This window comes from Cohnella baijiui, from assembly GCF_020731285.1.
Classification (GTDB): domain Bacteria; phylum Bacillota; class Bacilli; order Paenibacillales; family Paenibacillaceae; genus Cohnella.
This window is the reverse complement of sequence record NZ_JAJFOW010000012.1, coordinates 73,742-99,053: the sequence shown is the minus strand read 5'-3', so window position 1 is coordinate 99,053 and position 25,312 is coordinate 73,742. Positions and strand designations below refer to the sequence as shown.

At 47.5% G+C, this 25,312-nt stretch carries 22 protein-coding genes; 10 read left to right on the top strand and 12 right to left on the bottom strand.

Going from position 1 to position 25,312, the window contains the following annotated elements:
* Positions 1-160: 160 nt before the first annotated feature.
* The 4 genes from LKX83_RS14240 to LKX83_RS14225 all read right to left on the bottom strand — a co-directional run bounded on the left by LKX83_RS14240 (position 161) and on the right by LKX83_RS14225 (position 6,778).
* Positions 161-1,048: a macro domain-containing protein gene (locus LKX83_RS14240; protein ID WP_227882935.1), complete on the bottom strand. Its 888-nt coding sequence runs from the start codon at positions 1,046-1,048 to the stop codon at positions 161-163.
* Positions 1,045-4,398, bottom strand: a complete 3,354-nt coding sequence (locus tag LKX83_RS14235; RefSeq protein WP_227882934.1) for an AAA family ATPase — start codon at positions 4,396-4,398, stop codon at positions 1,045-1,047. Before LKX83_RS14235 ends, LKX83_RS14240 begins: the two co-directional genes overlap by 4 nt.
* Entirely contained in the window at positions 4,379-6,136 is a 1,758-nt protein-coding gene (locus LKX83_RS14230; RefSeq protein WP_227882933.1) for a hypothetical protein, read from the bottom strand. The genes LKX83_RS14235 and LKX83_RS14230 overlap by 20 nt, the downstream gene beginning before the upstream one ends.
* Positions 6,137-6,415: 279 nt before the next feature.
* Entirely contained in the window at positions 6,416-6,778 is a 363-nt protein-coding gene (locus LKX83_RS14225) for a MerR family transcriptional regulator (RefSeq protein ID WP_227882932.1), read from the bottom strand.
* 112 nt (positions 6,779-6,890) lie between these two features.
* Between LKX83_RS14225 and LKX83_RS14220 the strand changes: the two genes are divergently transcribed.
* On the top strand, positions 6,891-7,529 hold the full coding sequence (locus tag LKX83_RS14220) for a nitroreductase family protein (protein ID WP_227882931.1): 639 nt from the start codon (positions 6,891-6,893) through the stop codon (positions 7,527-7,529).
* A 147-nt stretch (positions 7,530-7,676) separates the two neighbouring features.
* On the opposite strand, the gene LKX83_RS14215 is transcribed toward LKX83_RS14220, so the two are convergent.
* On the bottom strand, positions 7,677-8,105 hold the full coding sequence (locus tag LKX83_RS14215; protein ID WP_227882930.1) for a MarR family winged helix-turn-helix transcriptional regulator: 429 nt from the start codon (positions 8,103-8,105) through the stop codon (positions 7,677-7,679).
* Between the two features lie 158 nt (positions 8,106-8,263).
* On the opposite strand from LKX83_RS14215, the gene LKX83_RS14210 reads away from it, so the two are divergent.
* Both LKX83_RS14210 and LKX83_RS14205 read left to right on the top strand, forming a co-directional pair.
* The gene (locus LKX83_RS14210) at positions 8,264-9,574 is read left to right on the top strand and encodes an amidohydrolase family protein (protein ID WP_227882929.1); all 1,311 of its coding nucleotides are present in this window, start codon (positions 8,264-8,266) and stop codon (positions 9,572-9,574) included.
* Between the two features lie 375 nt (positions 9,575-9,949).
* On the top strand, positions 9,950-11,056 hold the full coding sequence (locus tag LKX83_RS14205) for a PRK06851 family protein (RefSeq protein ID WP_227882980.1): 1,107 nt from the start codon (positions 9,950-9,952) through the stop codon (positions 11,054-11,056).
* A 121-nt stretch (positions 11,057-11,177) separates the two neighbouring features.
* Here LKX83_RS14205 and LKX83_RS14200 read toward each other — a convergent pair whose 3' ends face one another.
* Positions 11,178-11,969: a helix-turn-helix transcriptional regulator gene (locus LKX83_RS14200; RefSeq protein ID WP_227882928.1), complete on the bottom strand. Its 792-nt coding sequence runs from the start codon at positions 11,967-11,969 to the stop codon at positions 11,178-11,180.
* 104 nt (positions 11,970-12,073) lie between these two features.
* Here LKX83_RS14200 and LKX83_RS14195 point away from each other — a divergent pair, with 104 nt between their 5' ends.
* From LKX83_RS14195 to sigJ, 3 genes are all read left to right on the top strand, one after another.
* Positions 12,074-13,567 carry an MFS transporter gene (locus LKX83_RS14195; protein ID WP_227882927.1) on the top strand — a complete coding sequence of 498 codons (1,494 nt, stop codon included), beginning with the start codon at positions 12,074-12,076 and terminating at the stop codon, positions 13,565-13,567.
* 140 nt (positions 13,568-13,707) lie between these two features.
* Positions 13,708-15,027, top strand: a complete 1,320-nt coding sequence (locus tag LKX83_RS14190) for a phytoene desaturase family protein (RefSeq protein WP_227882926.1) — start codon at positions 13,708-13,710, stop codon at positions 15,025-15,027.
* Positions 15,005-15,880 carry an RNA polymerase sigma factor SigJ gene (gene sigJ / locus LKX83_RS14185; protein ID WP_227882925.1) on the top strand — a complete coding sequence of 292 codons (876 nt, stop codon included), beginning with the start codon at positions 15,005-15,007 and terminating at the stop codon, positions 15,878-15,880. Before LKX83_RS14190 ends, sigJ begins: the two co-directional genes overlap by 23 nt.
* Before the next feature lie 154 nt (positions 15,881-16,034).
* On the opposite strand, the gene LKX83_RS14180 is transcribed toward sigJ, so the two are convergent.
* On the bottom strand, positions 16,035-16,907 hold the full coding sequence (locus LKX83_RS14180; RefSeq protein ID WP_227882924.1) for a hypothetical protein: 873 nt from the start codon (positions 16,905-16,907) through the stop codon (positions 16,035-16,037).
* Between the two features lie 234 nt (positions 16,908-17,141).
* Here LKX83_RS14180 and LKX83_RS34365 point away from each other — a divergent pair, with 234 nt between their 5' ends.
* From LKX83_RS34365 to LKX83_RS14165, 3 genes are all read left to right on the top strand, one after another.
* Positions 17,142-17,840 (top strand): glycosyltransferase, encoded by a 699-nt coding sequence (locus tag LKX83_RS34365; RefSeq protein ID WP_227882923.1) that lies wholly within the window; start codon positions 17,142-17,144, stop codon positions 17,838-17,840.
* Between the two features lie 121 nt (positions 17,841-17,961).
* Complete coding sequence (locus LKX83_RS14170; RefSeq protein WP_227882922.1) at positions 17,962-18,954, top strand: sugar phosphate nucleotidyltransferase; 993 nt, start codon at positions 17,962-17,964, stop codon at positions 18,952-18,954.
* On the top strand, positions 18,951-20,243 hold the full coding sequence (locus LKX83_RS14165) for a UDP-glucose dehydrogenase family protein (RefSeq protein ID WP_227882921.1): 1,293 nt from the start codon (positions 18,951-18,953) through the stop codon (positions 20,241-20,243). The genes LKX83_RS14170 and LKX83_RS14165 overlap by 4 nt, the downstream gene beginning before the upstream one ends.
* 184 nt (positions 20,244-20,427) lie before the next feature.
* On the opposite strand, the gene LKX83_RS14160 is transcribed toward LKX83_RS14165, so the two are convergent.
* The 4 genes from LKX83_RS14160 to LKX83_RS14145 form a co-directional block, all read right to left on the bottom strand.
* Entirely contained in the window at positions 20,428-21,510 is a 1,083-nt protein-coding gene (locus LKX83_RS14160) for a saccharopine dehydrogenase family protein (RefSeq protein WP_227882920.1), read from the bottom strand.
* A gap of 119 nt (positions 21,511-21,629) precedes the next feature.
* A complete protein-coding gene (locus tag LKX83_RS14155; protein WP_227882919.1) occupies positions 21,630-22,082 on the bottom strand; it encodes a MarR family winged helix-turn-helix transcriptional regulator in 453 nt (150 codons plus the stop codon).
* Between the two features lie 132 nt (positions 22,083-22,214).
* Complete coding sequence (locus LKX83_RS14150; protein ID WP_227882918.1) at positions 22,215-22,976, bottom strand: alpha/beta hydrolase family protein; 762 nt, start codon at positions 22,974-22,976, stop codon at positions 22,215-22,217.
* Positions 22,977-23,218: 242 nt separating this feature from the next.
* Positions 23,219-23,773, bottom strand: a complete 555-nt coding sequence (locus tag LKX83_RS14145) for a class I SAM-dependent methyltransferase (protein ID WP_227882917.1) — start codon at positions 23,771-23,773, stop codon at positions 23,219-23,221.
* A gap of 224 nt (positions 23,774-23,997) precedes the next feature.
* On the opposite strand from LKX83_RS14145, the gene LKX83_RS14140 reads away from it, so the two are divergent.
* Positions 23,998-24,798: a class I SAM-dependent methyltransferase gene (locus tag LKX83_RS14140; RefSeq protein WP_227882916.1), complete on the top strand. Its 801-nt coding sequence runs from the start codon at positions 23,998-24,000 to the stop codon at positions 24,796-24,798.
* 11 nt (positions 24,799-24,809) lie between these two features.
* On the opposite strand, the gene LKX83_RS14135 is transcribed toward LKX83_RS14140, so the two are convergent.
* Positions 24,810-25,247 (bottom strand): GNAT family N-acetyltransferase, encoded by a 438-nt coding sequence (locus LKX83_RS14135; protein WP_227882915.1) that lies wholly within the window; start codon positions 25,245-25,247, stop codon positions 24,810-24,812.
* Positions 25,248-25,312 lie beyond the last annotated feature (65 nt).

The window sequence follows — 25,312 nt, the reverse complement described above, 5'->3', positions numbered from 1 at the left end:
ACATTTCATATAATTTTAATTGTGATACGGCCTTGTGGCTACTACATATATGCTTTAATGCCAAGTAACCCGCCCTAGATCACTGGAACGGTTTTTTGTCTTATCTTGCAGCCACCCTCAAATAGGTTTTTGCGTTCACCTATCGCAATTGACCTTATCGCTAATCTACCCCGAACTTACACCTAAACCGAATATATTCTTCCATCTCATCCATCGAATATGCATTTCGCAGAAATGCGCTCGGATGAATGACGATAGTCAATTGCTCAGTGAATTTATTTCGCTCCACAGCAGCTAGGAAACTGGTTACGATGTCATCAAGTAGTTCTAATCGATTCGCGGTAATTCTATGTCGCCCACTTCCGACAATTGGGATAACAAGGGGCTCTTTCCTACCCCTAAGCGCAATATAGGACCAGATCGCCTTTAGACCTGTCTGCAAATCGCTTCGATCCGGTATCGCTCTATTATATTCATTTAATTTGGCAGTTGCGATCAAGTAAGCGGAGCGGAACGGCGCCTCTGGCGTTTCGAGTCGTACAACAGTTCCGATCGGGTACTCTTTTCTCTGTGCTGTGCCAATATCGACTATATTAGGTGTGGGCTCGTTTAGAAGACTCGCCTGTAGTTGGCGATCAAATGCAGCGACTTCTGGATAGTACTTATCCCTGTACTGTATAAGAACGGCCCCGCCGTCAACATGGTCGTGCTTGAATGACGTATTCACCGGAATAATGGCGGTGAAGCCCTTAATTCGGAATAAATCATCCACAGTAAGACGTATCGTCACGTCCAAATCATCTCGTTTAACAACTCGCGTCAATCGAGGACGACTCATCCAGATGGCAATCAGTATGCCAGTGACAAGTACGAGCCACACTGGCGGTTTCCAAGCAGAGACTCCATTATTTCCAAAAAAGAACAATACAAAGTCTAGAATAGTCCAAATGATAGCAAACACCGAAAGCCAGTTTAAAAAGAAACGCCTAAATGAAAATGACATTTTCCAAACATTTGCTGACCAAAAAGCTGCTAAACGCTTCCTCACAATAGGCCCTCCTCAGTATTCAATCGAACGGTGTGAACAGCCCGTTCCTGCTGAGGTTGAAATTGCTGCAACTGAATTTGCAAGGGCCCTTCTGCAAATCGTTGAAAGTGATATGATCTAAAATTATTTTTAAAGAAACTGAACTTTCTTCGGAATAGCGTAGCCACTTGGGGATTGGCAGTAGTAAAGAAAATTTGGGTGCCATTCGTTACCGTAAGTTGCCTCAGAAAATCAAGAAGTCCAAGCGCATTTAACTCATCGAGATTGGCAACCGGCTCATCCAGCATGAGAAATTGGGGTGCCGAATCCATAACCAAATGCATGACAAAAAAGATCGAAAGCGCTACGGCAGTTCGTTGTCCGGTGCTCATCTGGTAAATTGCACAACGCGTTTCCTGCCCTTTGCGTATGGCTACTAACTCGTTGTCGCTCGTCAACTCAAGCGATACGAATTCGTTAGGTGCATGAAGGGCAACGAACAATCGGCTGATGGCCTCAAAATTAGCTCTCACAAACTCATCGCCGTATTTCGCAAGTGATTGAAGGTGTGACAAGGCTGTGACCGCATGCTCACACCTACTCTTTTGCGTCGTTAATTGTGATACTTCATATTGTAATGCTGCTAGTCTTTGATTATTTTGTTCAGTGAGTATCGCCGGTTCAAGAATTTGTCGCAGTGCTTCGGCTTCAGCCAACAACTTTTCAAGATAAGAACGCCACTCCGTCCAAGAGCGTTTTTCATTGAAAGTAATATTATGCTCATACAGTGCGGCTAATGCTTGCTCGGCTTTGCCTAACTGTAACAAGGCAACTGAATTCTCGTTCCGCTGTATTTCGATTAATTCAAGCTTCGATTCCATAGTCGTTTTTTCTAGCATGATCGATTGAATCCGAGTCTGTAATTCAGCTATTTTAACATCTATCTCGTCAATCTGCCGTTGCTGCCCTTCAGTTTCCACTCGTATTACATTAAGTAATTGATCCACGGATCCATTGTAGGATTCTTCATGCACGAAAGCTGCTAGTTCGTTCCGAAGGAGACGCTCCAAATCTTGAATGGCCTTAAGCGTGCAACCTGCAGCTTCCAGCTCAAAAATTTCTTTCTCGACCACCTTCAGATCATTCCTCACATCAGTGATTCGCTCAGAAAGTTGGGATACTCCGACGCGAACCGCTTCAGGGGTGAACGTTGACGAAAGGGCAACGCCGTGTAGCGCTTGTCGACTTACTAAATACTGATACACCTCGACGAATCGACGCAGACTCTCGACCTGTTCAGTGAATGCAGCAAGCTCTTTGCTACTCCGGGCCACTGCGACTCGTTTTGCTTCGTGTTCGTTTACTAATTCTGTCATCAGATTGTTTTCTGTCATAAGCCCCCGTTCCACCTGAACGACAATAAGGGCATGATCTTCGTGGTCGTGCCCGCACAATGGACAGCGCGTCTCGTCAGGATGTTCGTGCAGATACTGCCACCCGGCCGTTTTCAAATCCGCGACTAACCGCTCCAATCTGTTAAATCGACGAGTGTTCTCTTCGACCCGCTCGGAAGTTTGTTTATAATCCTGCTCGGCTTCCCCAAACCGTGTCTGCAAAACGGACAGCTGCGCTTCCGCTTGAGCAGGGTCTGCTAATAATAAAGGCGTTTCCGACACCCACCGGCATTTAACCAACATATCATCCAGTGCCATGATAAGCTCGGTCAACGCCTTTCTACGTAACTCCAGCTCGGTTCTCCTCTTTCGCATATCGGGTTGCTCATACAATGCTCGATGTATCTCTAGCTCCACTGTAGATTTTGCAAGACGCTGGTTTGCCGCGACGAGAGAATTTTTACGATTATGCTCTTCAGTAATTGCACGGTCAAGCTCTTCTTTGCCAGGAAGCTGTTGTAGCCGCTGTACATAACTGTTCCTTTGCGATAAGAAATCGTCCATTTTAGCTTCCATGCTGCGAATAGCAGTTTGTAGAGTCGTTTTATCATCAATCTCGGAATTCAGGAACAAAGGACGACTAATTATGTCAAGTTGCTGGAGTCTAGGAGTTAAGTGCTGTAGCCACTCATCGATAATGTCAGTCGAAGTGTCCTCTTCAAGCGTCGGATAAGAGTACTGGCAGTAAGCGATCCATTGGGTCATATTTCGTACAGCTGATGCGGCGCGTTGCCGCATGACCGTCGATCTCTGCACCCCCTGCCTGCCGATAGATTCGCATTCACTATTTAGTTCCTCGATTCGCCTGCTCAGACGATTGTACTGCTTCCCGAATTCACTGCTATACCGCGTCCACAACTGCTCCACTCGTTCTAATTGCTCGCCGTAAATGACCCGTGCAAAATCTTTGCGGTAATCCGACCGAGAATCGAAATTGTAGCAGAATTGATGGACCGCTTCAGAAGAAAAATAATTGTATTGGTGAAACACCCGGTTGATTTGGCTGCGACCATGGCGGGATACCTTATGCTTATAGTAAAAGATCTCTCGTTCTTTTCTCTCTGCTTCCTCAGGAATTCCGTCGAAAACACCCGCGTCACCGAAGGTCAATCTCCCGTCCCACTGTTCTGGTTCAGGGGCCTTCGCCAACAGATTCCGTTGAATTGCTCCGGTAAATGACAACTCGATGCCTTCGAGCACGGATGTTTTACCCATTCCATTAGGGCCATAAAATAAATTCACCTGTACGAAGTCAAGATCGGGTGCAGCCGACAGCAGATGAGATCGGTACATGCTTCCAAATGAGACGGATTTAATAGGACCGACTGGTCTGTTGTCGGATTCCTGCCTCGAGGGAATAATGTCGGAACGGTGGTGAGGAACTTCACCGCCTTTTACATATGCATCAAGGTTTGATTCCTTAAAGTCAAAAAGACAAAAGTCCAGTTCCAAAGGAGCCAGAGCGCTCATCCACTCCGTGAATGGATCAACCGCAATCTTCCCGCTCATACGGCTAGGAATTTTTGCGGCCGGTAGACGATCAGCCAACTCACCGAGGCTCACTACCAGCTTCTTTCCATATTTTTTGCTACGTTCGACACGCCCCATATATTGGATTGGGATGTTCTGTATCTCATTTTTGTTGATAATTATGTATAAGTAGAGATTCCAGCTCCAATCCCCCTTTAGTCGAAAGTAAAAGGGCGCCAGCAACTGCTCCTCAAAAGCAGTATAAGATTGGGTGTTTCTAGAAATATCGAGGAACTGTTCCCCCGTCATTGGAGCAAGCAAATAGAGGCCAAAAGCCATATTTTCCACGCGGTGAGTTGCTTCAAACACTTCATATTGCCCCAGATTGTGTGAGCGAACGTACTTCAACCCGCAATCGTTGATTATTTCAATCAAATGACGGCTCAATATTCAATCCCCCCTGGCTGTAATCGGTCGTCTGGACTCTTCGCTCAGGTGCCGTTACGTCATCGTTGAGTTCCGGATAATGAACGATCTCCCCACTAAACTCCCGTAAAGCTAGCACGACGATCTTTTCTTGCATGAGAAAACCATGTTTGTCAATTAATTGCTCAGCCTTCGCCTTCATCTGCGTTTCATGTTCCACATATACAACTAGCGCGGCGTCCCGTACATGCTCAGCTTTGGAAAGAAGATTGACAGGCGCATCTGGCAACATTCCGAACCTATATCCGCCTTTTAGCCGACGGATTTGGGACGGGCAGCGGTCGTAATTAAGTCGTTTAAGACAACGGATTAGGTTACTAATTTTTCGCCCCTGCTGGACTCGTCCTCCCTCGCATTCGTCGTCGATATGATAGCTGACCCTATGACTTAGTTCCACCTTCGTCGCAGTCAGCTCCCCTTGCTCCGTACCCCCTAGACAAGAGCTAAAGAACCGATCCCTGTTCTCTACATCCGCTTGAACCGGATAAAGATAATCACCATTGGCCTCTGCCAGGATATCTGAAGGTAGAATAGTGTCAAAGGGGATTTCCATCTGGCACCAGCCGTTTCGCTGTTCGTTTGGAATAAATGATTTCAACGCTTGAACAGTACCACGTGGCCTCTCTATTTCTGCGGCTCCTCCGAACGGCTTGCGAAGGGAGACGAGTTGCATATGCTCCCTCCTATGGGCGAACCAAATCTTGTACTGCATATCTGGCTCAAAAACGAAACCGAGGCCATGTCGGAAGTTTTCCCTCCGAAACGCTCGCAGTCCGTTTACCCAGCCCTCTTCACCATAATGAATGTGTCTACGATAAATACTGGACCACGGACTATGTATACTGATTGTACGTTCATATTGAGGAATGTGAACCGTCGTACCGGATGCCCAGTTGGCAGTAATATATAATGTATTTTGACCGCATTCCGCCCGGAACATTGTATTGCGAAGGTCCGCGATCTCGACATGTCGGGGAGCACTGTTTAGTTGAGGATGTAACACTATATATTTATATTCATTGCGATCGGGGAAAAGAAAGCTTAACTGGTTAACATCTTGGTTAAAGACATCGGCGCATATAAACGAGACCAATCGATTTGGGCGCGCTTCCCCGAACAATACAATATGTTTGCCGCGGGATAATCCAACACGCTCACAGACAGCCAAATCCTCCCTCATTGGCTGCAGCTTACTCTGTGGCACCAAACAGCAGCGATCGCCCGCCGCCGATTGAAAGACATATAATATAATACCGGTGAAATTACTTTCATATATGTGATCTAACGCTCCTTCACCGACATAACAGAAGTCTGCCCATAGATTCATATGATCTTGGAACGCTTTCCATGTCATGCCTTCGCAACACAAACACCACAGCTTATTCGGCGGTGGTTGAAGTTCCTCATTGTAAACCATTTCATCGATCAGTTGTAATGGAACGACATATTCGGGAGTAATGAACAAATCCGCCCGCTCCGAGCGGGCCAATCGTAGTGCCTCCCGAACCCTATCTATATGCAGGGCCTCCGTTGAACAAACCCCCATTTCGGATGACGCCACGAGCTCTCCCATTGGTTGCAAACGCATTAGATTGAACGACTGCGTTTCAGTTTCTAGACAATCAAATCGTGGGACAATTGATTCGCCCGGACACGTTTCAGCAAAACACGCCTCAACAGTCATGATCGAAATCGGCATCTATATTCTATCCTCCTGACTCGCTTCATAGCTTCACAAATATACCAACATTTTACTTGTGATGTGCCGTTCGAGCAAGTGTTCTATCTACCCCCTTAGAGTGACTGTCCACACCTTGCAAGGGAACTTGGACCCAAATTTCGCCCTACTTATGATAAGGCTCACCTTAACGTACCTATCGGCGAAAAATGCGCAAGGAGCATGCCACGGCATGCTCCTTTATTGATGTTCTTATAGATTGTTATTTTCACGATCTGCACGGCAGCCACCAAACTATTCCTAACACTTCGTTTGGAAATTCGCTTTCCCCACCAAGATGTCCTCCAGGAATTTTTTCGACTTTCTCAGCTGCTTCTGAATATCTTCGATTTCTTTGATTTTCTGCTCCACCATTTTCTTCTTTTCCTCGCTGGATAAATGAAGTTGTGGATTGACCAGCAAACTTAACTCTTCTATAGAAAATTCCACGGACAAAAGTGCCTTCACATCATTTAGATATTCGACAATCTCTTCAGAGTAAATCCGATAATTGTTCGCATCTCTTTGAACAAATACGTCCGGAATGAGGTTTTTGCGTTCGTAGAACCTCAAGGTAGATATCGGCAGACCCGTTAATTTGGAAACGTCATTTATTTTCATCATGGGACTTCTCCTTACCTATTGCTATAAACCTAAGTTTATAGTTCATAATGCGTTTAGGATAACGAATGACATGCGACATGTCAAAAAAAAGGTTATCCAAAGGAGAGATTCTATGTTCAACCATATCCAAACTAACGACTTTGCCAATATTGTCAGGGGACGACGTTCCGTTCGCCATTATGATGAGAACTTTAAAATATCGAAAGAAGAGATGAACGAAATGATTGCGGAAGCCAGCTTGGCTCCGTCCTCTGCCAATATGCAGCCTTGGCGCGTAGTCGTGGTCGACACGCCGGAAGGAAAAGAAAAGCTACGGCCTCTTGTGCGGTTCAATACGCTGCAAAACGACACTTCATCGGCCATGTTGTTCATTTTCGGCGATACCCAAAGCTATTTAAATGCTGAAGAAATCTACAATACGGCAGTGGAACAAGGAAAAATGCCGGCTGAAGTACGGGACAACCAACTCAACACCATTCTATCGATGTACCCGGCTCTCCCCCATGAAATAAAAGTTGAAGTTGCAAAAGTCGATAGCAGCCTTTTTGCCATGCAATTCATGCTGGTAGCTCGTGCGCATGGGTATGATACGAACCCCATGGCAGGCTTTGAAGTCGATCAGGTAGCCAAAGCGTTTGATTTGGATGAAGAACGCTACGCGCCGGTCATGATGATCTCCATCGGAAAAGCCAAGGTAGACGGGTATGAATCCGTTCGATTAAGCTCGGACAAGATTACGTTTTGGAGGTAACCTCCAAATTAACGCTGATTAGCTTGCTTCCGATTGAATCCAAATATTCGGCTGACGGGAAGCAATCGTTCATTAAATACAAACAGCGGCAGCTACGGACTTTATGTTCCCGTCCATGGCTGCCGCTGTTTCTTTCATTTCAAGCAATTACAAGCGATCATTAATTTTAATCAGTATTTCCTTCAGGGTTTGCTTTTCCTCTGCGGTAAGGGCTTGAACGATTTCGTCCTCCACGCTCTGGAAGGAGTCATGGAAGTCTTCAATCAATTCAACGGCTTTGGGTAAAGCGTATATATTTTTTTGCCGTTCATTATTGGCAGGGATCTTACGCTCGATAAATCCTCTTTTCTCAAGACCTTGAAGCATGTTTGTAATACTGGCTCCTCGCACGTGAAACCGATCGGCAAGGTCCTTCTGAATGATATTTTTATCTTGGTTTTCGTAGATGTAGTCGATTATTTTCCCCTGTTGCGCGTTTAAACCCAACTCTTTGATGCTCTCGTCCGCTCTTTTCTTTAACTTCAGGCCGATAATCTGAAACAAATCCAGATAAGGCGTATCCTTGCGGGGCTTCATGATCGTTCCTCCTCAAATTATTAGATGGCTAACAGTCGGTAAATAGACTATACAAAAAAACAAGTATTCACGTCAAACGAAATTTAGTTTATTGACAGTTAGATCTCTAACATTTATACTCCTAATTGATTGCGACACCACACCAGGGAGGAATAGAAATGAAGAATGCAACTCCATACGCTCCGTTAGAACAAGTGACTGCCATTACGAATGCGCGTATTTTCGATGGGGAAAAAGTGATCGAGCCAAGGAGCGTTGTCATCCAAGGAGAAACCATTATTGCGGTGGGCGGCGACATTCCGGCGAATGCAACGATCATCGATGCCAAGAATGCGACCTTATTGCCCGGCTTGATTGATGCGCATGTCCACACTTCCATCGGTGGATTACGGGATGCCTTACAATTCGGCGTGACGACCGAACTCGAGATGAACGGCGATTTTACGGAAAGAGGACGCGCCATCCAATTGAAAAATGTGGATGACGTCGCCGATGTCCGTTCTGCAGGCACGGCGATTACCGCCCCGGGTGGTCATCCGGATGAGTTGCTGCCAGATGGGGATGAGATTCCGGAATTCGTATTAAAGGAATTGGAGAAGCTATCGAAGGAAGACCGGGAAGCTATGCTGGCCGCATACGCCCACGATCACGAAGAAGTGCCGCAAGTAACGACGGTGGAAGAAGCGATCAAACATGTGCATACCCAGGTGGAGAATGGCGCCGACTATATCAAAATCATGATTGAAGAAGGAACCGTCATGGGTGCCCCTGGCCTGCCTGTATTAAGCGACGAGATTCTGCAAGCAGCCGTGGAAGAAGCCCATAAGTTCGATAAAGTCGTCGTCGCCCACGTCTTGACCGCTCATTCTTCGCAAACCGCCATCGATCTTGGAGTGGACGGATTGGGCCACCTTTTTATCGACAGGCCCGAGTACACGCCGGAGTTAGTGCAATCCATCGTCGACTCCGGCGCGTTTGTTACACCGTGCTTGGTGTTGAACGCATCTATTCTTGGAAACCCCGCATCGGAATTGGCGAATGACCCGCGTGTTTATTCCAAATTAAGTCCGGAATGGATCGATATTTTGAACGCCAGCTTCAATACTTTCCCGCAAGGCAAAATGGAAAACAGCTTCAAAAACGTGATGGATCTTCACCATGCCGGAGTGGATATTCTGGTCGGGACGGATGTCGCCCCCGTTCCCGTTCCGAATCTTGGCGGTCTTGCTCATGGAGCCAGCGTGCATCATGAATTGCAATTGCTGGTCACGGCCGGGTTCACGCCGATAGAAGCGCTTCAGTCGGCTACCTCGAAACCGGCTCGCCGGTTCGGCCTTCATGATCGTGGCCGTATTGCCGAAGGGGCGCGCGCTGACCTGGTGCTGGTCAATGGCGATCCGACAACCCATATCTCGGATACCCTGTCCATTGAAGCCGTATGGTTCAAAGGTGTGCAAAGACTGAGCTAGTCATTTTGGCTAGCCATGCCCTTTCGCCTGGGCGAAGCGCCGCGTCAGCGCTCATCATGGATCGGGACAATCGTTAGGGCGATTTCGATTTTTTTCTTTGAATGATTCCATCAATCATCTTTTTGAATGAAGAAAGCAATACTCTCGTCCAGGGTCTTCCTTATGCAATTCACTGTAGTGACGGAGCGCGGACGTCGAATCATCACACATGCCCTTCACCAATCAGACCACAGAACATATGGATCATAACCGTTGCCGCTGGCGAAAAAACACGGGAGAGAACAAACACCGCTTGTTACCATGCGGAATATACAAATGCATAGGCACTTATCCCACGCATGCTTATTCTGATGCACAAAGGAGTGTTTCAGGTTGGTGGACAATTCATCCCACTACTTTGCCCGCGGCAACACTGCACACGGAGCCCATTTCTTGTATAACTCCGCCTTTGATGGGCTGAACAAGATCTTCGTCCTTACGGGTCCCCAGGGTACGGGGAAATCGACGGTCATCCGGAGTTTGGCGGATGGCCTGCTGGATCAAGGTCAGCATGTGCAATGCTTCCACTCCCCTCTCCGTCCCGACGAACTGGATGGCATCATTCTAACGGAATTGAAGGTCGGTATTATCGATGGGCGCGTCTGCGAGGGGATTGCGGAGGACGAGGCCGGTGAAATCGTCTTGATTCATTTCGGGGAGGCGCTTGATAACGGTCTTATTTCACCGGAACATTCCGGGACGATAGAAGAGCTTAGAGGTAAGCTTGATCGTGCTTATTCGAAAGCCTATGAAACGTTCTTAACCGCATTGCGGATTCATGACGAATGGGAAAAATATTATATCGAAAGCATGGATTTCACGAAGGCCGGCCTGGTTGCGGAGGATTTGATTCAAGATTTGTACGCTGGTCATGAAAGCGATACGCCAACCGTTGGGCGTCACTTGTTTTTCGGAGCTGCGACGCCGAAGGGGGCATTCGATTTTATTCAAAGCTTGACCGCTCAGCTGGACAGACGGATTTTCATCAAAGGAAGGCCGGGATCCGGAAAATCGACACTGCTCAAAAAGCTGGCCACCTCTGCCGAACAGAAAGGAATCGATGTTCAAGTGTTTCATTGCGGCTTTGATCCCAACAGCCTCGATATGTTGATATTCCCGCAGCTCCGAACAGCGATCTTCGACAGTACCGCCCCTCATGAATACTTTCCCGATCGGGTCGGGGATGAAATCCTGGACATGTACACGCTCACGATGGCCCCTGGCACAGATGAAGCCTATGCAGCCGAAATAGCCTCGATTAAAGAACGCTATTCGGCAAAAATGAAAGAGGCCACCTCCCTTTTGGCGGAAGCCGAGGTTATCGATTCTCAAATAAAGGCCTACAATGTTGCGGCCACCGATTTTTCGATCGTGGAGGGGCTCCAGCTGCAATTACAGTCCGAATTGAATGAAATGATCGGCTCCTTGCAGTTTACAAAATAAGGCAACAATCCAAAGGCGTTCTTCCTCAGACTGGGCTCGGCTGTCTAATGACAGCTGAGCCCTTTCCAATCAAGCATCTACCTTTACCTCATTTTCTTAGTCCTTGTAACCGTTCCTCAACTCAAGGGTTATCCGCTTGAACCGGGATAAATACCGTCAATTTTAAGTCGGGATCATCCGCAACGATAAGCGACTGGTGCTCGAACGCGAGTTCCCCGAGATTGGGGTGATTGAACCTTTTCAGTCCAAGCGGGATACCTAGCACTTCATGATTTTCCCACCATTGCTTGAACTTTTCGCTTGTCCTCTTAAGCAGTTCAACCAGCTCCTCGAACGAAGGATCGCCAATGTGCTGGCCGTAGCTTGTCCGAAATTGGGCCAAGAGGCTCTGGGCTACATTCGGCCAATCCGGCAGCAAATCGGGGTAGTCGGTACGGGCGAACATCCGCCACAAACTGTTTCTTTCCAGTACATTCATCCGGTTAAAGTCGCCGAACAGCTCGCAAGCCGCATGGTTCCAAGCAAGCGTATCCCACCTCGGTCCTCTTACGTAGGCGGGAAAAGGCTCTAATTTATCCAGCATCCGCTGTACAGACAGATCCACGTGCATGTCGGGCATCCATTCTTTAACGGGCGGGCGGTGCTCGGCAAGCGTATATAAATGCACCAGCTCGTACCGGTTCAATTGCAGCGCTTTGCCCAAACTGTCCAGAACCTGGGCAGAGGGCCGGACGTCCCGCCCCTGTTCAAGCCACGTATACCAGATATTGCTTACCCCGGCCATATCCGCCACTTCTTCACGGCGAAGTCCTTTGGCCCGGCGATGCGGCGCGCTTTGAATCCCAAGGTCGGATGGGGATAAGCGCGATCGGCGCGATTTCAAGAAAGCCCCCAACTCTTTGCGGCGTTTCAAATCCTCTCCCACACTCGCTTCCCCCGATCTAGGTATTATTTTTTATCATTGTATAAACGGTATTCTTACAAACAAACCTTTCTATTCTAAGATGGGGATATCTCTTGTTTAGAAGGGTGATTGAAGTGACCAAAACAAATAAATCGATGCTTGATCCTCGCAGGTGGTGGGCTTTGGCGGTGGTGCTGTCAGCGACCTTTATGGCTTTGCTTGATTCTTTTATCGTTAACGTCGCGATTCCCTCCATCCAATCCGATTTACGGGCAAGCGCTTCGGACATTCAGTTTATTCTTGCGGGCTATACGCTTGCTTATGCCGTTCTGCTGATTACCGGGAGCCGACTTGGCGATATGTTTGGGCGAAAACGTTTGTTCCTTACAGGGATGTTAGGATTCGTTGTCGCTTCGGCGCTATGCGGCGCTGCTCCCTCCGCGATGTACCTGATCTTGTTTCGCGTGCTTCAGGGCGTAACGGCGGCTGCCATGATGCCGCAAGTGCTCGCCATGATACATATGAGTTTTCCTGAAAATGAAAAAGCGAAAGCAATCGGATTGTACGGTGCGACCATCGGCATCGCCACCGTATCCGGGCAGCTGCTCGGCGGTTACCTGATCAGCCAAAATCTGTTCGACCTAGGATGGCGTTCTGTGTTTCTCGTGAATGTCCCGATTGGTGTGGCCGCCTTACTGGCCGGGATCCCGCTGCTCCAAGAGTCGCGCAACCCTGCAGCCAGACGCCTTGATCTGACCGGCGCACTCCTTTTAACGGCAAGCCTGCTGGCGCTTGCATTTCCTCTCGTTCAAGGCCGCGAGGCGGGATGGCCGGCATGGTCTTTCATTTTGCTTGCCTGCTTCCCGGTATGTTTGACACTGTTTATTATATATGAGCGCAAAATACTTAAAAATGGAAAATCGCCGCTTCTCTCCCCATCGCTTTTCCGCGATCGTTCCTTTCGTCTTGGCATATCGCTTATTCTCGTCTTTTATGCGATCGCCTCGGCCCTTTTCTTCACGTTAGCCGTTATGCTGCAGCAGGGCTTCGGTTACTCAGCATTCACTTCGGGATTAACCTATTTGCCGCTGGGAATCGGCTTCTTCCTCGCTTCACTGGCATCACCAAAGTTCGTGGGCAAGTTCGGACCGGCTGTTCTATTAGTCGGAGCTATTATTACGGCAGGCGGCTTAGGCTGCACATGGGAAATGGTCCATCATGACGGCGGTCATCTGGTTTGGAATGCGCTTTGGCCATGTTTGTTCGTCATTGGCATTGGGCAGGGAACCTGCGCGGCGCCGCTCATCGGAACCATTCTATCCAAGGTCCGTCAGGAGAATATAGGGACGGCTTCCGGCGTGTTGACGACAGCGACTCAGCTCAGCACCGCGCTAGGCGTATGTTTTGTCGGGATCTTCTTCTATCGGGCTTTGGTTATTTCCGATTTGCTTGACGCTCGTGCCCGCTACGCACACGCCTTTACCGTCGCGCTGGAATTTGTTCTTTTCCTGTCCGTGATTTATGCGTTCCTGCTCATCTTCTTCATGAAATCGGGCCAGCGGCGGCAGCCGGAGCAAGCTGTCAGCGCTTCGGGGCAGAGGGGTTGATTCGTCATGGCCAGCTGCCTGAATCCGTTTAGCAAGATGCTATCCTCATCCGGGTCCGACGTTTGACGATTCTTTCATATGAAAGTGTCACATTTTACTCCCTGTAAACGTCTTGTTCGTAAAAATGGGAGGTGGCTGACATGGGACAGTACGATGTCGTGATCGTTGGCGGCGGACTTGCCGGTTTAACCACATCGATTTATTTGGCAAAGGCCGGACTATCTGTAATGGTATTGGAAAAAGCAAAGCAACTTGGCGGTCGTTCGCTTACCGTCAATAAAAGCGGAGCATTGCTTAATTTGGGCGTTCATGCGTTATACCGAGACGGGGCGGGAGAAACGATTTTGCGCGAATTAGGTGTGGAGCTGAAAGGCGCCAACCCGCCCGCCTCGGCGGGAGCGATGTGGAATAACCGGGTTTATACGCTGCCATCAAAACCATTGGAACTAATCGCATCCAGACTGTTTTCATTCTCTGAAAAGATGGAGCTTACCCGTCTCATGCTCAGGCTGGGCAAGATGGATCCGAATCGAATCGGACAAATCAGTTTAAAGGAGTGGGCGGAACGGGAAATTCGGCATCCGATGCTGAGGCACGTTGTTTATTCGGTGAGTCGGGCAAACTCCTTCGTTCCTCACCCTGAACTTCATCTTGCGGGTCCTGCCATACGGCAGCTTCAACGAACGTTTGGCGGAAAAGCTTTCTATATCGATGGGGGATGGGGAGCGCTAGTCGACGATTTAAGAGAGCGGGCCATCCGCGCAGGCGTCGCGATTACTCGGCAGAAAAAAGCGGTCGAAGTTGAACATGACGGGACGGTTCGACGTATCCGGTGTGCAGACGGCGACACGATCGAAACTCGTCACGTCGTGATCACTGCTGGTCCGAAGGAGGCCTGCGATTTGGTCAAAAACGCGGACAGCACATCACTTACCAAGTGGAAAGCCGCCGCAAAACCGATCCGCGCAGCGTGCCTTGATCTCGTTTTGCACCGTCTGCCTGATAGAGGTTCCAACTTTATTGCTGGATTTTGGCTGGATCAGCCAATCTTCTATAACTTCCCGTCTACCGTAGCGAAGCTTAGCGATGACGGCTCTGTCGTCATCCACCTGATCAAACACCTTGGAATGCATGAAAGTGAGCCTGAAACGGACCTGTTGCAGTTGGAAAAAGCAATGGATCTCGTTCAGCCCGGGTGGCGAAAAGAGGAAATAGCCAGGCAATTTTTGCCCAATTTAACGGTATCCCATGATTTCAACAGGGTGGATAAAAGCGGCGTTTGTCACGGTCCGGCGATTCCGGAAGTGCGCGGACTGTATGTGGCAGGAGATTGGACGGGGCATGGAGAACTACTGGCTGATGCGTCTTTTGCCAGCGCCAAACGAGCGGCTCAATCGATCATTGCCGACAATCGTTCGAGAAGGGGAGAACTGAACGTTGGAGAGGGGAAAATTATATAGCGATTTAAAACCAATGCTCCTGTCGTTAGCGTATCATACGCTGGGAAGCTTCACAGATGCGGAAGATATTGTCCACGAAGTGTTCCTGTCGTGGGAAGAGAAACCGCTGCAGCAAGTACGCGATTTCAAATCCTATTTGTGCAAGTCGGTTCACAATCGTTGTGTTGATTTCATTCGATCATCGAGCAGAAACCGAGTAACGTATGTCGGTCCATGGTTGCCGGATCCTGTTGATACCGGGGAGCTACAGAAAAACGATCCCCTTGCGGGCATGGTATGGAAAGAATCCCTTTCTACTGCCGGGTTATTATTGTTGCAGCAGCTCTCCGCGACAGAACGGGTTGTATTTCTGCTGCGTGAAGTATTTCATTACCGTTTCGATGAAATTGCAGAGATCGTCGACAAAAGCACGGCAAATTGCCGGCAAATTTTCCACCGGGCAAAGAAGGGCATCGGTCAATTGCCTGATCGGAGCCCGGAAGTTATTGAGAAAGAAGCTGCTTTAGCTGAACGATTTGCCGAGGCGTTGATGACCGGGAATATCGAGTTGCTCATTGAACTTTTATCTTCGGATACCGTACTTTACACGGATGGAGGAGGCAAGGTAAAAGCGGCACTCCGTCCAATCATGGGCTCGGACAGAATTATTCGTTATTTCGTTGGTATTGCGCATGAGATTCCGTCAGGATACCGATGTGAAACTTGTGAAATCAACGGTGTACCGGGAATACGGTTAGTCGTCGGAGATATGATTTTCGCAGTGATTACGTTTCAATATATGCAGGATCAGCTATCCAACCTTTATACCGTGATGAATCCGGAGAAACTGACCCATTTTAATCGTAGGAAGTAAGGCTCCGGACAGGGGAGAACCTTGTCCGTGAGTTATGGGCCGAGCCTGCTCCCGCAACCGGATCGCAGGATGATTAATCTTGAAGTCATAAGGAAACCGCCTTTCCCGTGGAAGGCGGTTTATTTTTGAAAATTCAAATGCCTCTGGAAATGCGTCATGACCGGTTTTTCCTCGATTTAAAATAATGAAAAAATGCATTTTCTAACTTTTCTCCCTTTGATCCATAGTTTTCAGCAGAGACCGAGTTATTTTTTTTGCCTTTAAGCATGCTATTGTTGTCTCCATGGCCAAGTACCCAGGTGACCAAAGGAAAATGGACGATTTTAAAGGGTCTGCGTGACGCTCTCAAGTTCCGGATTACTTTTGTATGGCCTTTGAGGACGAGATTAAACGGCTTTTTTTTCGCACTTTTCGTCTTTGGCGTCCGTGGAAAGTCTTTATTGGCAAAATAAAAGACCGCACTGCTGCCGCATCCAATATAAAATCGTTTCTTCCTCAGCCACACCTCTTTTTTTACTAAGTTCACCATCATTCCCGTGTTTATCACAAAATTCTTCCCCGAGGGCTGCGATCGAACATATTGTACGAGCCTGCGATGTGCCCAGTCATCGGAATCGAAAGGCATAAAATAGCCGGAAAACCCTTTTTTTCTTAAATACGCTCCAATCACTTTGCGTTTACGTATTTTGTCTTTGCTGAATCCTTTTGGATTCAATGGGGCAAGAAAGTTTACAGGCAACCAGGTTACACGCTTATGCCGCATTTCCTTAATGTTAGGCCTTTCATGACCTGCGACAATCACACGAAAATGGGGATCCGTATTGTTTAGAATCGAACGTAGTGTTTTTGCCAAGTTCGACTGAACGTTATTCCAATTTCGAGAAACGGCTTTACTTTTCAAAGATATGGCAAATGCCACTTCTGCCTTGTTCTTGTTGACCTGTTTGTTTAAAAAGTAGGCTTCCACTCGCTTTAATTGTTTTGGGATCGAATAAACCGAGCTTGTTCCGGTTATATGGCGACGCAATGAGTACCCTCCTTTATCAGCACATTGTCTTTGCTGCACGTTCCTTTCACATTCCGTTGCTCCTTTAGCTTATGTCGAAACCTTTGGAACGAATTGGGTTAAAACCGGGTACAGCCGGATGCGCACCTATACTCGCCTTCGACCGTACAGCCGCCGTTACGCTGTAAAGACGATTACATATATTAATTTAAAAAAATACGGTTCAAATTCATCCATAGGAGAAAGGGCTGGTAAATGTTGGTTTCCATTATCGTTTGTACGGAGCGACCTTCATTTATAAACAATGTATTCGCGAATTATAAACGGCAAAGTTATAAACATAAAGAAATGATCATTGTTTTAAACCGGGATGACATGGACATTAACAAGTGGAGAAGAAAAGCGAGACAATATAAGAATGTGTCTGTTTATCGAGTCCCTCAGAAATACCAGTTGGGCAAATGTTTAAATTATGGCATTCAGAGGGCAAAACATAGCATTATCGCAAAATTCGACGATGATGATTATTATGGCCGCTACTATTTGTCAGAGTCCGTCCATAAAATGCGCAGACAAAACGTTCCCGTCATTGGGAAAAATGCCTGTTTTATATATTTTGAACCCAAAAAAGCACTTATGTTATTTAGAGGAAGCAGACAAAACCGATATCAGGGCTTCATTAAGGGCGGTACGTTGATGTTTAAGAAATATGTGTGGAGGAATGTAAAGTTTAATGAAAAAAAGCTGCATGGAAGCGATGTTGCTTTTTTGAGCGGATGCAGAAAAAGAGGATATAAAATTTATTCCGTGTCGAAATATAATTATGTTTGTGTAAGGAGAAGAGATATCAATTCCCATACTCAAAAAACATCCACGAAAAAATACATGCGCAGGTGCAAATTAGTCAGGTATACAAAACACTATATTCCATATGTAACTAAAAAAGTTTTGTAGCGCATGTTCCACGGCCCAGTCCATCTGGGCCGATTTATTTTTGTCGGATTGTCCATGCCAATATTGCAGCTGTTTCATAAATTAGCAGTGGACCATATTCAAGCGAAAGGAGAAAAGCACAATGAAGGGTCTTATACTATGCGCCGGCAAAGGAACAAGACTATACCCTTTTACTCTCGCGTATCCAAAGACACTTATACCTGTGGCCAATAGACCTTTACTACAGCTGTGTATTGAGAAATTAAAGAAGCAGGATATTACGGAGATCGGGATCGTCATTCATCCTTCGCATGAGGCTGCAATCAAGGAACAGGTGGGTACAGGAGAGCGATGGGGGGTGAACCTAACTTATATTTATCAAACGGAACCTAAAGGCATTTCACATGCGATCAGGCAGGCCGAACATTATATAGGCAACGATTGTTTTATGCTTCTGTTAGGGGATAACTTGATTTTGGACGAGTTGACCGAGTTGAAAAAACTAGTAGAGACGAACGGTTGCCAGGCGGCGTTAATGGTATCTGAAGTGAAAAATCCTCAGGCCTACGGGATCGTGGAAGTCATCAATAACCGCATAGTCCGACTGGAGGAAAAGCCAAGCGTCCCAAAGTCCAATCTGGCGATTATCGGTGCATTCGCGTTTACTAACGCCATATTCAGCGCCTCCGCAGCGATCCAACCTTCTGCTAGAGGAGAATACGAAATAACCGATGCCATTCAATGGATGTTGGACCAAGGCTGTTCGGTATCTTACTATCTTTCGACAAAGCCTAATATGGACGTAGGTACGTTGGAGAGATGGCTGGAAGCCAATCGCATCATGCTGGATGAAGGGAAGGAACCCCGAGAAGTGGACGGGACAGTGGTTTTGGACAATTGCAAGATCATCGCTCCCGTACAGATCGGTCAAAATTGTGTACTCAAGGATTGTGTAATCGGCCCCCATGTTTCGATTAGCGCCGGCAGTAACCTGGAGGGATGCCAGATCGAGAACAGCATTGTTTTGAATGGCGTACACTTGAAACAAGCGGTAACTCCGATAAAAAACAGCGTGATCGGTTTTCGATCCATGATGGCTAGCCTTCACTCGCCGAGAAAGGTGGGAGATGGGTGAATATTTTAGTGGTCGGTACGGGATATGTCGGCACTACCACCGCTCTCGTATTTGCAGAAATCGGCTGGAATGTGACGGGCTTGGATGTAGATCCGCAAAGAATCAATCTCCTCCGACAAGGGAAGCTCCATTTTTATGAACCTGGATTGGAGGACCTGTTGAAAAAACATCTGGGGACGAAACGAATCCGATTTACAACGGATAAGAAGAAGGCGATAAACGACAACGATATTATTTTCATTTGTGTCGGAACGCCGTCCCTCCCTGACGGCAGTGCCGATTTGCGATATGTGAAACAAGTAGCGGAAGATATAGGCAGACATATGAATAGCGATAAATTGATTATCAATAAAAGCACGGTTCCTATTGGTACGCAAGAATTGACCACTGCATGGATAAGAGATGCGCAGCCGGTTCATTATTCATTTGAAGTCGCATCCAACCCTGAATTTTTACGGGAAGGTAAAGCGTTAATGGATGCGATGCAGCCGGACCGGATTATTATCGGAACGAATAGTGAAATCGCAGCAAAACGAATCGGAAAGCTGTACGAGTCGATGCAATGCCCCATCATTGTCACTACGCCAAGAACTGCCGAGTTCACAAAATACGCGGCGAACGCTTATTTGGCAACAAAAATTTCGTTCATCAATGAGTTGGCCAGACTATCGGACCGGCTGGGCGTAAATGTCAAAGAAGTGGCATACGGTATCGGACTTGATAACAGAATTGGGACAAGCTTCCTCCAAGCGGGCATCGGATATGGCGGCTCCTGTTTCCCAAAGGATGTAGCTGCATTGCTGAACATGGCCAACCACAATGACGTGGAACTGGAGTTGCTGAACAGAGTCGTTCATGTCAATCAGACGCAACACTTGTACATGCTTCAAAAAGTTCGGGAGCGGGTCGGAAACTTGGCGGGCAAGAAAATCGCCCTATTAGGTCTTGCTTTTAAGCCGGATACCGACGACATTCGCGAAGCGCCTGCCATTCGCATGATCCAACAATTGCGTAACGATAAGGCATACGTCCAAGTATACGATCCGATAGCCACACTGCCTCCCGAGCTTATGGATGAGGGTGTTAAATTCGGCAGTAATCCGGAAGAAGCGATGGAGGGAGCAGAAGCGGCCATCATATGCACGGAGTGGCCGATGTTTCTTAATATAGACTGGGTTCAAGTCAAAGACAGCATGAATGCGCCTAACTTGTTTGACGGAAGAAACTTGTTGAATGCCGATCAAATGAAGTCCATCGGCTTCTATTACCAAGGAATTGGCTATGGTTAGCCTTTCGAATGTCGACATTCGTCTCCCTTATAGAACGAAATCAACAGGCACCCGCTCGGGTGCCTTTATTCATCCCTAAAAAAACGGGTTGCCTCATCCTAGCCATCTGGATGTTCGGGACAGCGATCAGTGGTGGCTTGAATGCTTGAAGGCATTGACCCACACTGAAGGAAAAGATTGAATTTCAACTCCCAAGGATCGATACTCGGGTATCGAAGGCGACTTCCTGACGAATAGGATGCAGAATGCTGTCCAATTCGAATAATTGTTCAATATGATACACGCCGTACGGCAACTCAGAGCGATATACAGTGTCCGCTACTGCAGCGGCTACCTTAGCCGTAATTCGGGCCTCGTTTCTACCCTGTAAAAAGCACTCGACCTTCACGTCCTTTTGATCTTTTTTCCCCTGCGCATCGATTTTCACGGCATAGATGTCCTTACCGAATCGCACCTTTCCGAATAGTTGAACGGCAGTATAGCGAATCGGCTTTAGCCTTAATAATCGGAATATTCCCGTTGCTCTTAACCATGCCAACAATTTGGTAGCCACCGATGAATCGAAACAAAGACGTGTGGAAACGGAGGGTACGCCAAGCGTACGCGGCAGCACGTGTTGATCCGAAAAATTGAACCGGTATGCTTTTCTACGCCCTAACCGGACTCCAAAGTCCGTTTTGATGGCATCCGTGAAACTTGCAACCGTAACTTTCCTGCCTTCTCTCATGACATCGAAATCTGTGCCGAGGTTGTCGACAGTCCATTCAATTGCGGCCTTCCCGTGCTGATCTCCCATTCCAAGCATGATGGAGATGTCTATGTTGTCCACTTGATCCAGCCTATTTTTGGCATGAAGAGACATCAAGTTTGTCAGTCCCGGGGCAAGCCCAAGACTCAATACTGCCGTTGTGCCGTTCGCTCTGGCTTCCGACTGCAATTCTTCCACCTGTGTCAGGAAGGAGCCGTTCGCGGAAACGTCCACATAATGGATTTTATGATTGAAGCAGAACCGAACAAATTCGGTATCCGTTTGATCTATACACATGATGACAAGCTTGACGCGGTTCGAAAAATCCAGATTGAACCCTTCCTTCATATGAAATTGCAGAGGCTTAACCTTCCCATCGGTTGTACGGGTGAAATGCTCTGCGCTCTCAAGGCTTCTTCCCGCTGCATAAACCTTGCCTGGATATAATTCTCCCAGTTCCCTGCATATCGTTTGCCCTACATGGCCATATCCGCCAATGACAACGATGTATTCCTTCATATTTCTTTCCTCCGTTTGTTCGCCCTAATCTTACATTACCGGCCAGACAGACCATGACTCTAAAACCGAACACGGGCTCTTTTAAATAGTATAGATACTAAACTAAGTGATAAATTTTTTTATTGCTGTAGAACATCATTTAATTTTTCAATGCATTTTTCGAATATTTCAATTTCCTGTTGGCTCAACTGAGAGCGAAGCTGATCATAAAATTGGATATGCATCTCCTCGTGAGCCTTATAAGCTTCCTTCCCTTTTTCGGTAAGTGAAATCAAAGTGGCTCTCGAATCGTGTGGATATGGCGAACGCGTCACCAAATGTTTCGCCTCCAAACGTACAATAAGCTGCGAAACTGCACCCTTCGTAACCCCAAGACGGGTGGCGAGCTCGTTCATAAGAATGGCTCCATCGTAACCAATCCCCTCGATCGTATGAATTTCACTTGGCGTTATAGCTCCAGCATTCCCAAAGTTTTGAGGCTGGCGTTCGAGCCGTTTTAGTTGCAGAAACAATCGGCCAAGACTGCGGCTTCCACTATTCATAGCGTCAGATTGCGATCTGTTATTATTCATATTTTTAGTTTAGTATGTAAACTTATTGATCGTCAAGAAATCACATTCAAAATCGTCTTTTATGACACGGTTCTCCGCTCTGTCTGTATCGGCGAGTTTTAGGGCCATCCTTTTGCGGGATGGCCCTTTCTCTTACTTGGATTCGATGCGACCTAACGGATTGGCGCCCTCCCCCAGAGCTTTCCGGGCTGTCGGCCAGCTGGAATCGTCGAGATGGAGCGCATCGCGAAGGTAAGACCATGTGAGCTGCCGGAGCAAAGCAACTCGTTCGGGGTTCTCGTCCGTCGTTTCCGCGACGCTGTACCCGGCAATTCCGCCAAAAGAGTGTTCTGCCCCATAGAGGGTGAGCAGGCTCTTGCTGCCCGGACTCAGGAAATAGGGGTCGGTGAACCAGTCCGGCCCCCGGGTGGACAGCAGGGATTGGTCATGATCCCCCGCCACCACCAGGGTCGGCGTCCTCATGTCGGAGAAGCTTGGATTCATAAATGGGAAGTGCTCTGCCGCGAACGGAGTCAAGTCAGCCCCACCCAGTCCGGTCGTGGCAAGCAATACGCCCGCCTTGATACGCGAGTCGGACATGTCCTCTCCCGGTTCGCCGTGGGCATCGAGGACGCGTGCGCCGAGCAGCATACTGACCGTTTGGCCTCCCCACGAGTGTCCGGCTGCGGCGATACGACCTCGGTCGAGACGTCCGCTAAGGCCTGGAACGGAAGCTTCAATAAGATCAAGTTGGTCCAGGATGAGCTTCAGGTCTTCCACGCGGAAACGCCAGATCAGTGGTGTACGGGGATCGTCAGGAGGTAGATTCAGTGTTCTCGAATCGAGATGGGTGGGTTGAATGACCACAAAGCCATGAGCAGCCCAATAGTCGACTAACGGACCGTAGCCGTCCAACGACACAGATCGCGGTGTTCAAGTCATCATCACTACCGTTGGAAAGTCGGCATTGGATGATGCCCGTCCCATCGTCTCCAAGGCCATACGCAAACATTTTCTTGATCAATTGACCGATCAAGACATGGAGTCGATTACGAAGCTGGCGGAAAGAACAAAGTACTTGTGATACGGTTCTCCGCGCTGTCTGTAACGGCAAGTTTTAGGGCCATCCTTTGCAGGATAGCCCCTATGAGCTCGCCTTACTTGCTTTTGATGATCAACGGTTTTTTTGCATCAACAATGATAGAGACCATGCCCAGTTTATCGGTGGAATTCCTTGTATCAAAGCGAAAAGATCTTCCTATTTTCCCGTCCGCTTCGTTCCAATAGGTATAATGAAAATCCCCATGTTCATCACAATATTCTAACAATGATACTTCAAACCCTGCGGTTTTAAATACTTGTACGAAGGTTTTTGCATCATAAACGATTTTATGAGACGCCGCCGGATGATCCGCTGGTCCAGGACCACCGACTTGAACCATCTGTTGATACCAATCGTTACGAAAATTCTTATCTGGAACTGCACAACGTATATACCCGCCGGGTTTTAAAAATTCAAAACAATGCTTCGCAGCCATAATCCCCTCTTCGTAAGTTAAGTGTTCCCATACGTGCTCAGCCAATAGGGCATCAACCATCTCCGGTTCAAATAACCTGCTCCAACTTTCTTTAGAAAGGAGATTCAACTCATCCTCTTGTGTACTGAGCCACCCGTCATAGCTTGTCCTTCCTGCTCCAATGATTACTTTCATCTAAAGCCCTCCATCTTAAATCGGCTTATATCCTATTCGTCAACTAGCACCTAGCTCCTTTTTCGAGGGGTCACCCGGGTAAAGTGATCGAACATGTCGAAGACTCAAAAATGCGAAAGGAGCTTGCAGCGGTATAGGATTGCCGACAATTTCTGCTCATAAAAAATGGTATATTATTTTTGGGGTTAAGGTTCCTATTATTTATATTTGGGGAGCGTGTCTACATGGACAAAAATTCGGTTTATCGAACAAACATTATAGGCGCTGGCGAGGCTGGCGTCGCCATCTCGGTCGACATGGATAAGAATGCTGTTCATCAAACAAACAGCTTATTTTGGGATACAAAAGGAAATGATATTTTAGGAGCAACCGCACTTCCTCGTTATGGAGCATTTGTCTCAGAAGAAACATGCCAGCTTTTTGGCGATGTCTCCGGGAAAAGGATGCTGGAGATCGGCTGTGGAAGCGGTGAATCTTTGCAATATCACGGGGAACGCAAAGCATCTGAATTATGGGGTATAGATTTATCGGAAAACCAAATTGAAAAGACGAGGCAACATTTGACGGCGTGCGGTCTCTCAGCCAAATTAATCTGTTCTCCCATGGAAGAAAAGTGCGGCATACCGGAAGATTATTTCGACTTTGTTTATTCGGTATATGCCATAGGCTGGACAACCGACCTTGAGGGTACTTTTTACCGGATTGCTTCTTACCTAAAAAAAGACGGCATATTTATTTTCAGTTGGTCTCACCCTATACACAAATGCGTTGTTGCAGAGAATAATAGGCTTGTTTTTAAAAAACGTTATTTCGATGAATCCTGGTATTCGGTAACTCTTGACGAGAGTACGCTAACCTTATCGGACCGTAAACTATCCACCTATGTGAATGCGTTGGCAAAAGCGGGATTTGCCATTGAGCAAATGGTTGAGCAATCCGATGATGAATTGATGAATGACAGCGATTTTGCAAAAAAAGCAAAGATGCTTCCTGTAACTTTTGTAATCAAGGCAAGAAAGCTATAGGATACGGTAGCTCAACCATCGTTATTCGATAGGTGTCGAGCCGTACTGCGAACCATCATTTCCCGTCGTACGAAGCCGTACTTCTCATAGAGTCCATGCGCGTCACGAGTACCGAGATAAATAGACGTATGGCGAATGCGAGGATGGTCGACCAACACAGCCATCATCCATTTGCCAAGTCCTTTTCCGCGATGTTCCGTGTCGACGATCACGTCGCACAGCCAGGAAAAGGTTGCCCCATCCGTTACAACCCGCATGAAGCCTACTTGAAGCCCGCCCGCGCTGTAAACGCCGAGACAAAGCGATTCTTTCCAGCTATTCCTAACGGTTTCTTCCGACCGTTCCGCAGCCCAGTAACTGCTCTTCAATAAGGCAAGGATCACATCCGGCTGCAGCTCTTCCACGCTGTCACTGATTCTGTAAGGCAGGCAATCATGAATCCACTCCATCTGTATACCTCCAATCGTTCACGATACGTCATGCGTTTAGTATAATGGGAACAGTTTGGAGCGAA

What these genes read in the sequence shown, in the direction of transcription:
- LKX83_RS14230 (WP_227882933.1), bottom strand. Translation starts at nt 6,136, where the DNA reads ATGCCGATTTCGATCATGACTGTTGAGGCGTGTTTTGCTGAAACGTGT.
- LKX83_RS14225 (WP_227882932.1), bottom strand. Translation starts at nt 6,778, where the DNA reads ATGATGAAAATAAATGACGTTTCCAAATTAACGGGTCTGCCGATATCT.
- LKX83_RS14220 (WP_227882931.1), top strand. Translation starts at nt 6,891, where the DNA reads ATGTTCAACCATATCCAAACTAACGACTTTGCCAATATTGTCAGGGGA.
- LKX83_RS14215 (WP_227882930.1), bottom strand. Translation starts at nt 8,105, where the DNA reads ATGAAGCCCCGCAAGGATACGCCTTATCTGGATTTGTTTCAGATTATC.
- LKX83_RS14210 (WP_227882929.1), top strand. Translation starts at nt 8,264, where the DNA reads ATGAAGAATGCAACTCCATACGCTCCGTTAGAACAAGTGACTGCCATT.
- LKX83_RS14190 (WP_227882926.1), top strand. Translation starts at nt 13,708, where the DNA reads ATGGGACAGTACGATGTCGTGATCGTTGGCGGCGGACTTGCCGGTTTA.
- LKX83_RS34365 (WP_227882923.1), top strand. Translation starts at nt 17,142, where the DNA reads ATGTTGGTTTCCATTATCGTTTGTACGGAGCGACCTTCATTTATAAAC.
- LKX83_RS14170 (WP_227882922.1), top strand. Translation starts at nt 17,962, where the DNA reads ATGAAGGGTCTTATACTATGCGCCGGCAAAGGAACAAGACTATACCCT.
- LKX83_RS14160 (WP_227882920.1), bottom strand. Translation starts at nt 21,510, where the DNA reads ATGAAGGAATACATCGTTGTCATTGGCGGATATGGCCATGTAGGGCAA.
- LKX83_RS14155 (WP_227882919.1), bottom strand. Translation starts at nt 22,082, where the DNA reads ATGAATAATAACAGATCGCAATCTGACGCTATGAATAGTGGAAGCCGC.
- LKX83_RS14145 (WP_227882917.1), bottom strand. Translation starts at nt 23,773, where the DNA reads ATGAAAGTAATCATTGGAGCAGGAAGGACAAGCTATGACGGGTGGCTC.
- LKX83_RS14140 (WP_227882916.1), top strand. Translation starts at nt 23,998, where the DNA reads ATGGACAAAAATTCGGTTTATCGAACAAACATTATAGGCGCTGGCGAG.
- LKX83_RS14135 (WP_227882915.1), bottom strand. Translation starts at nt 25,247, where the DNA reads ATGGAGTGGATTCATGATTGCCTGCCTTACAGAATCAGTGACAGCGTG.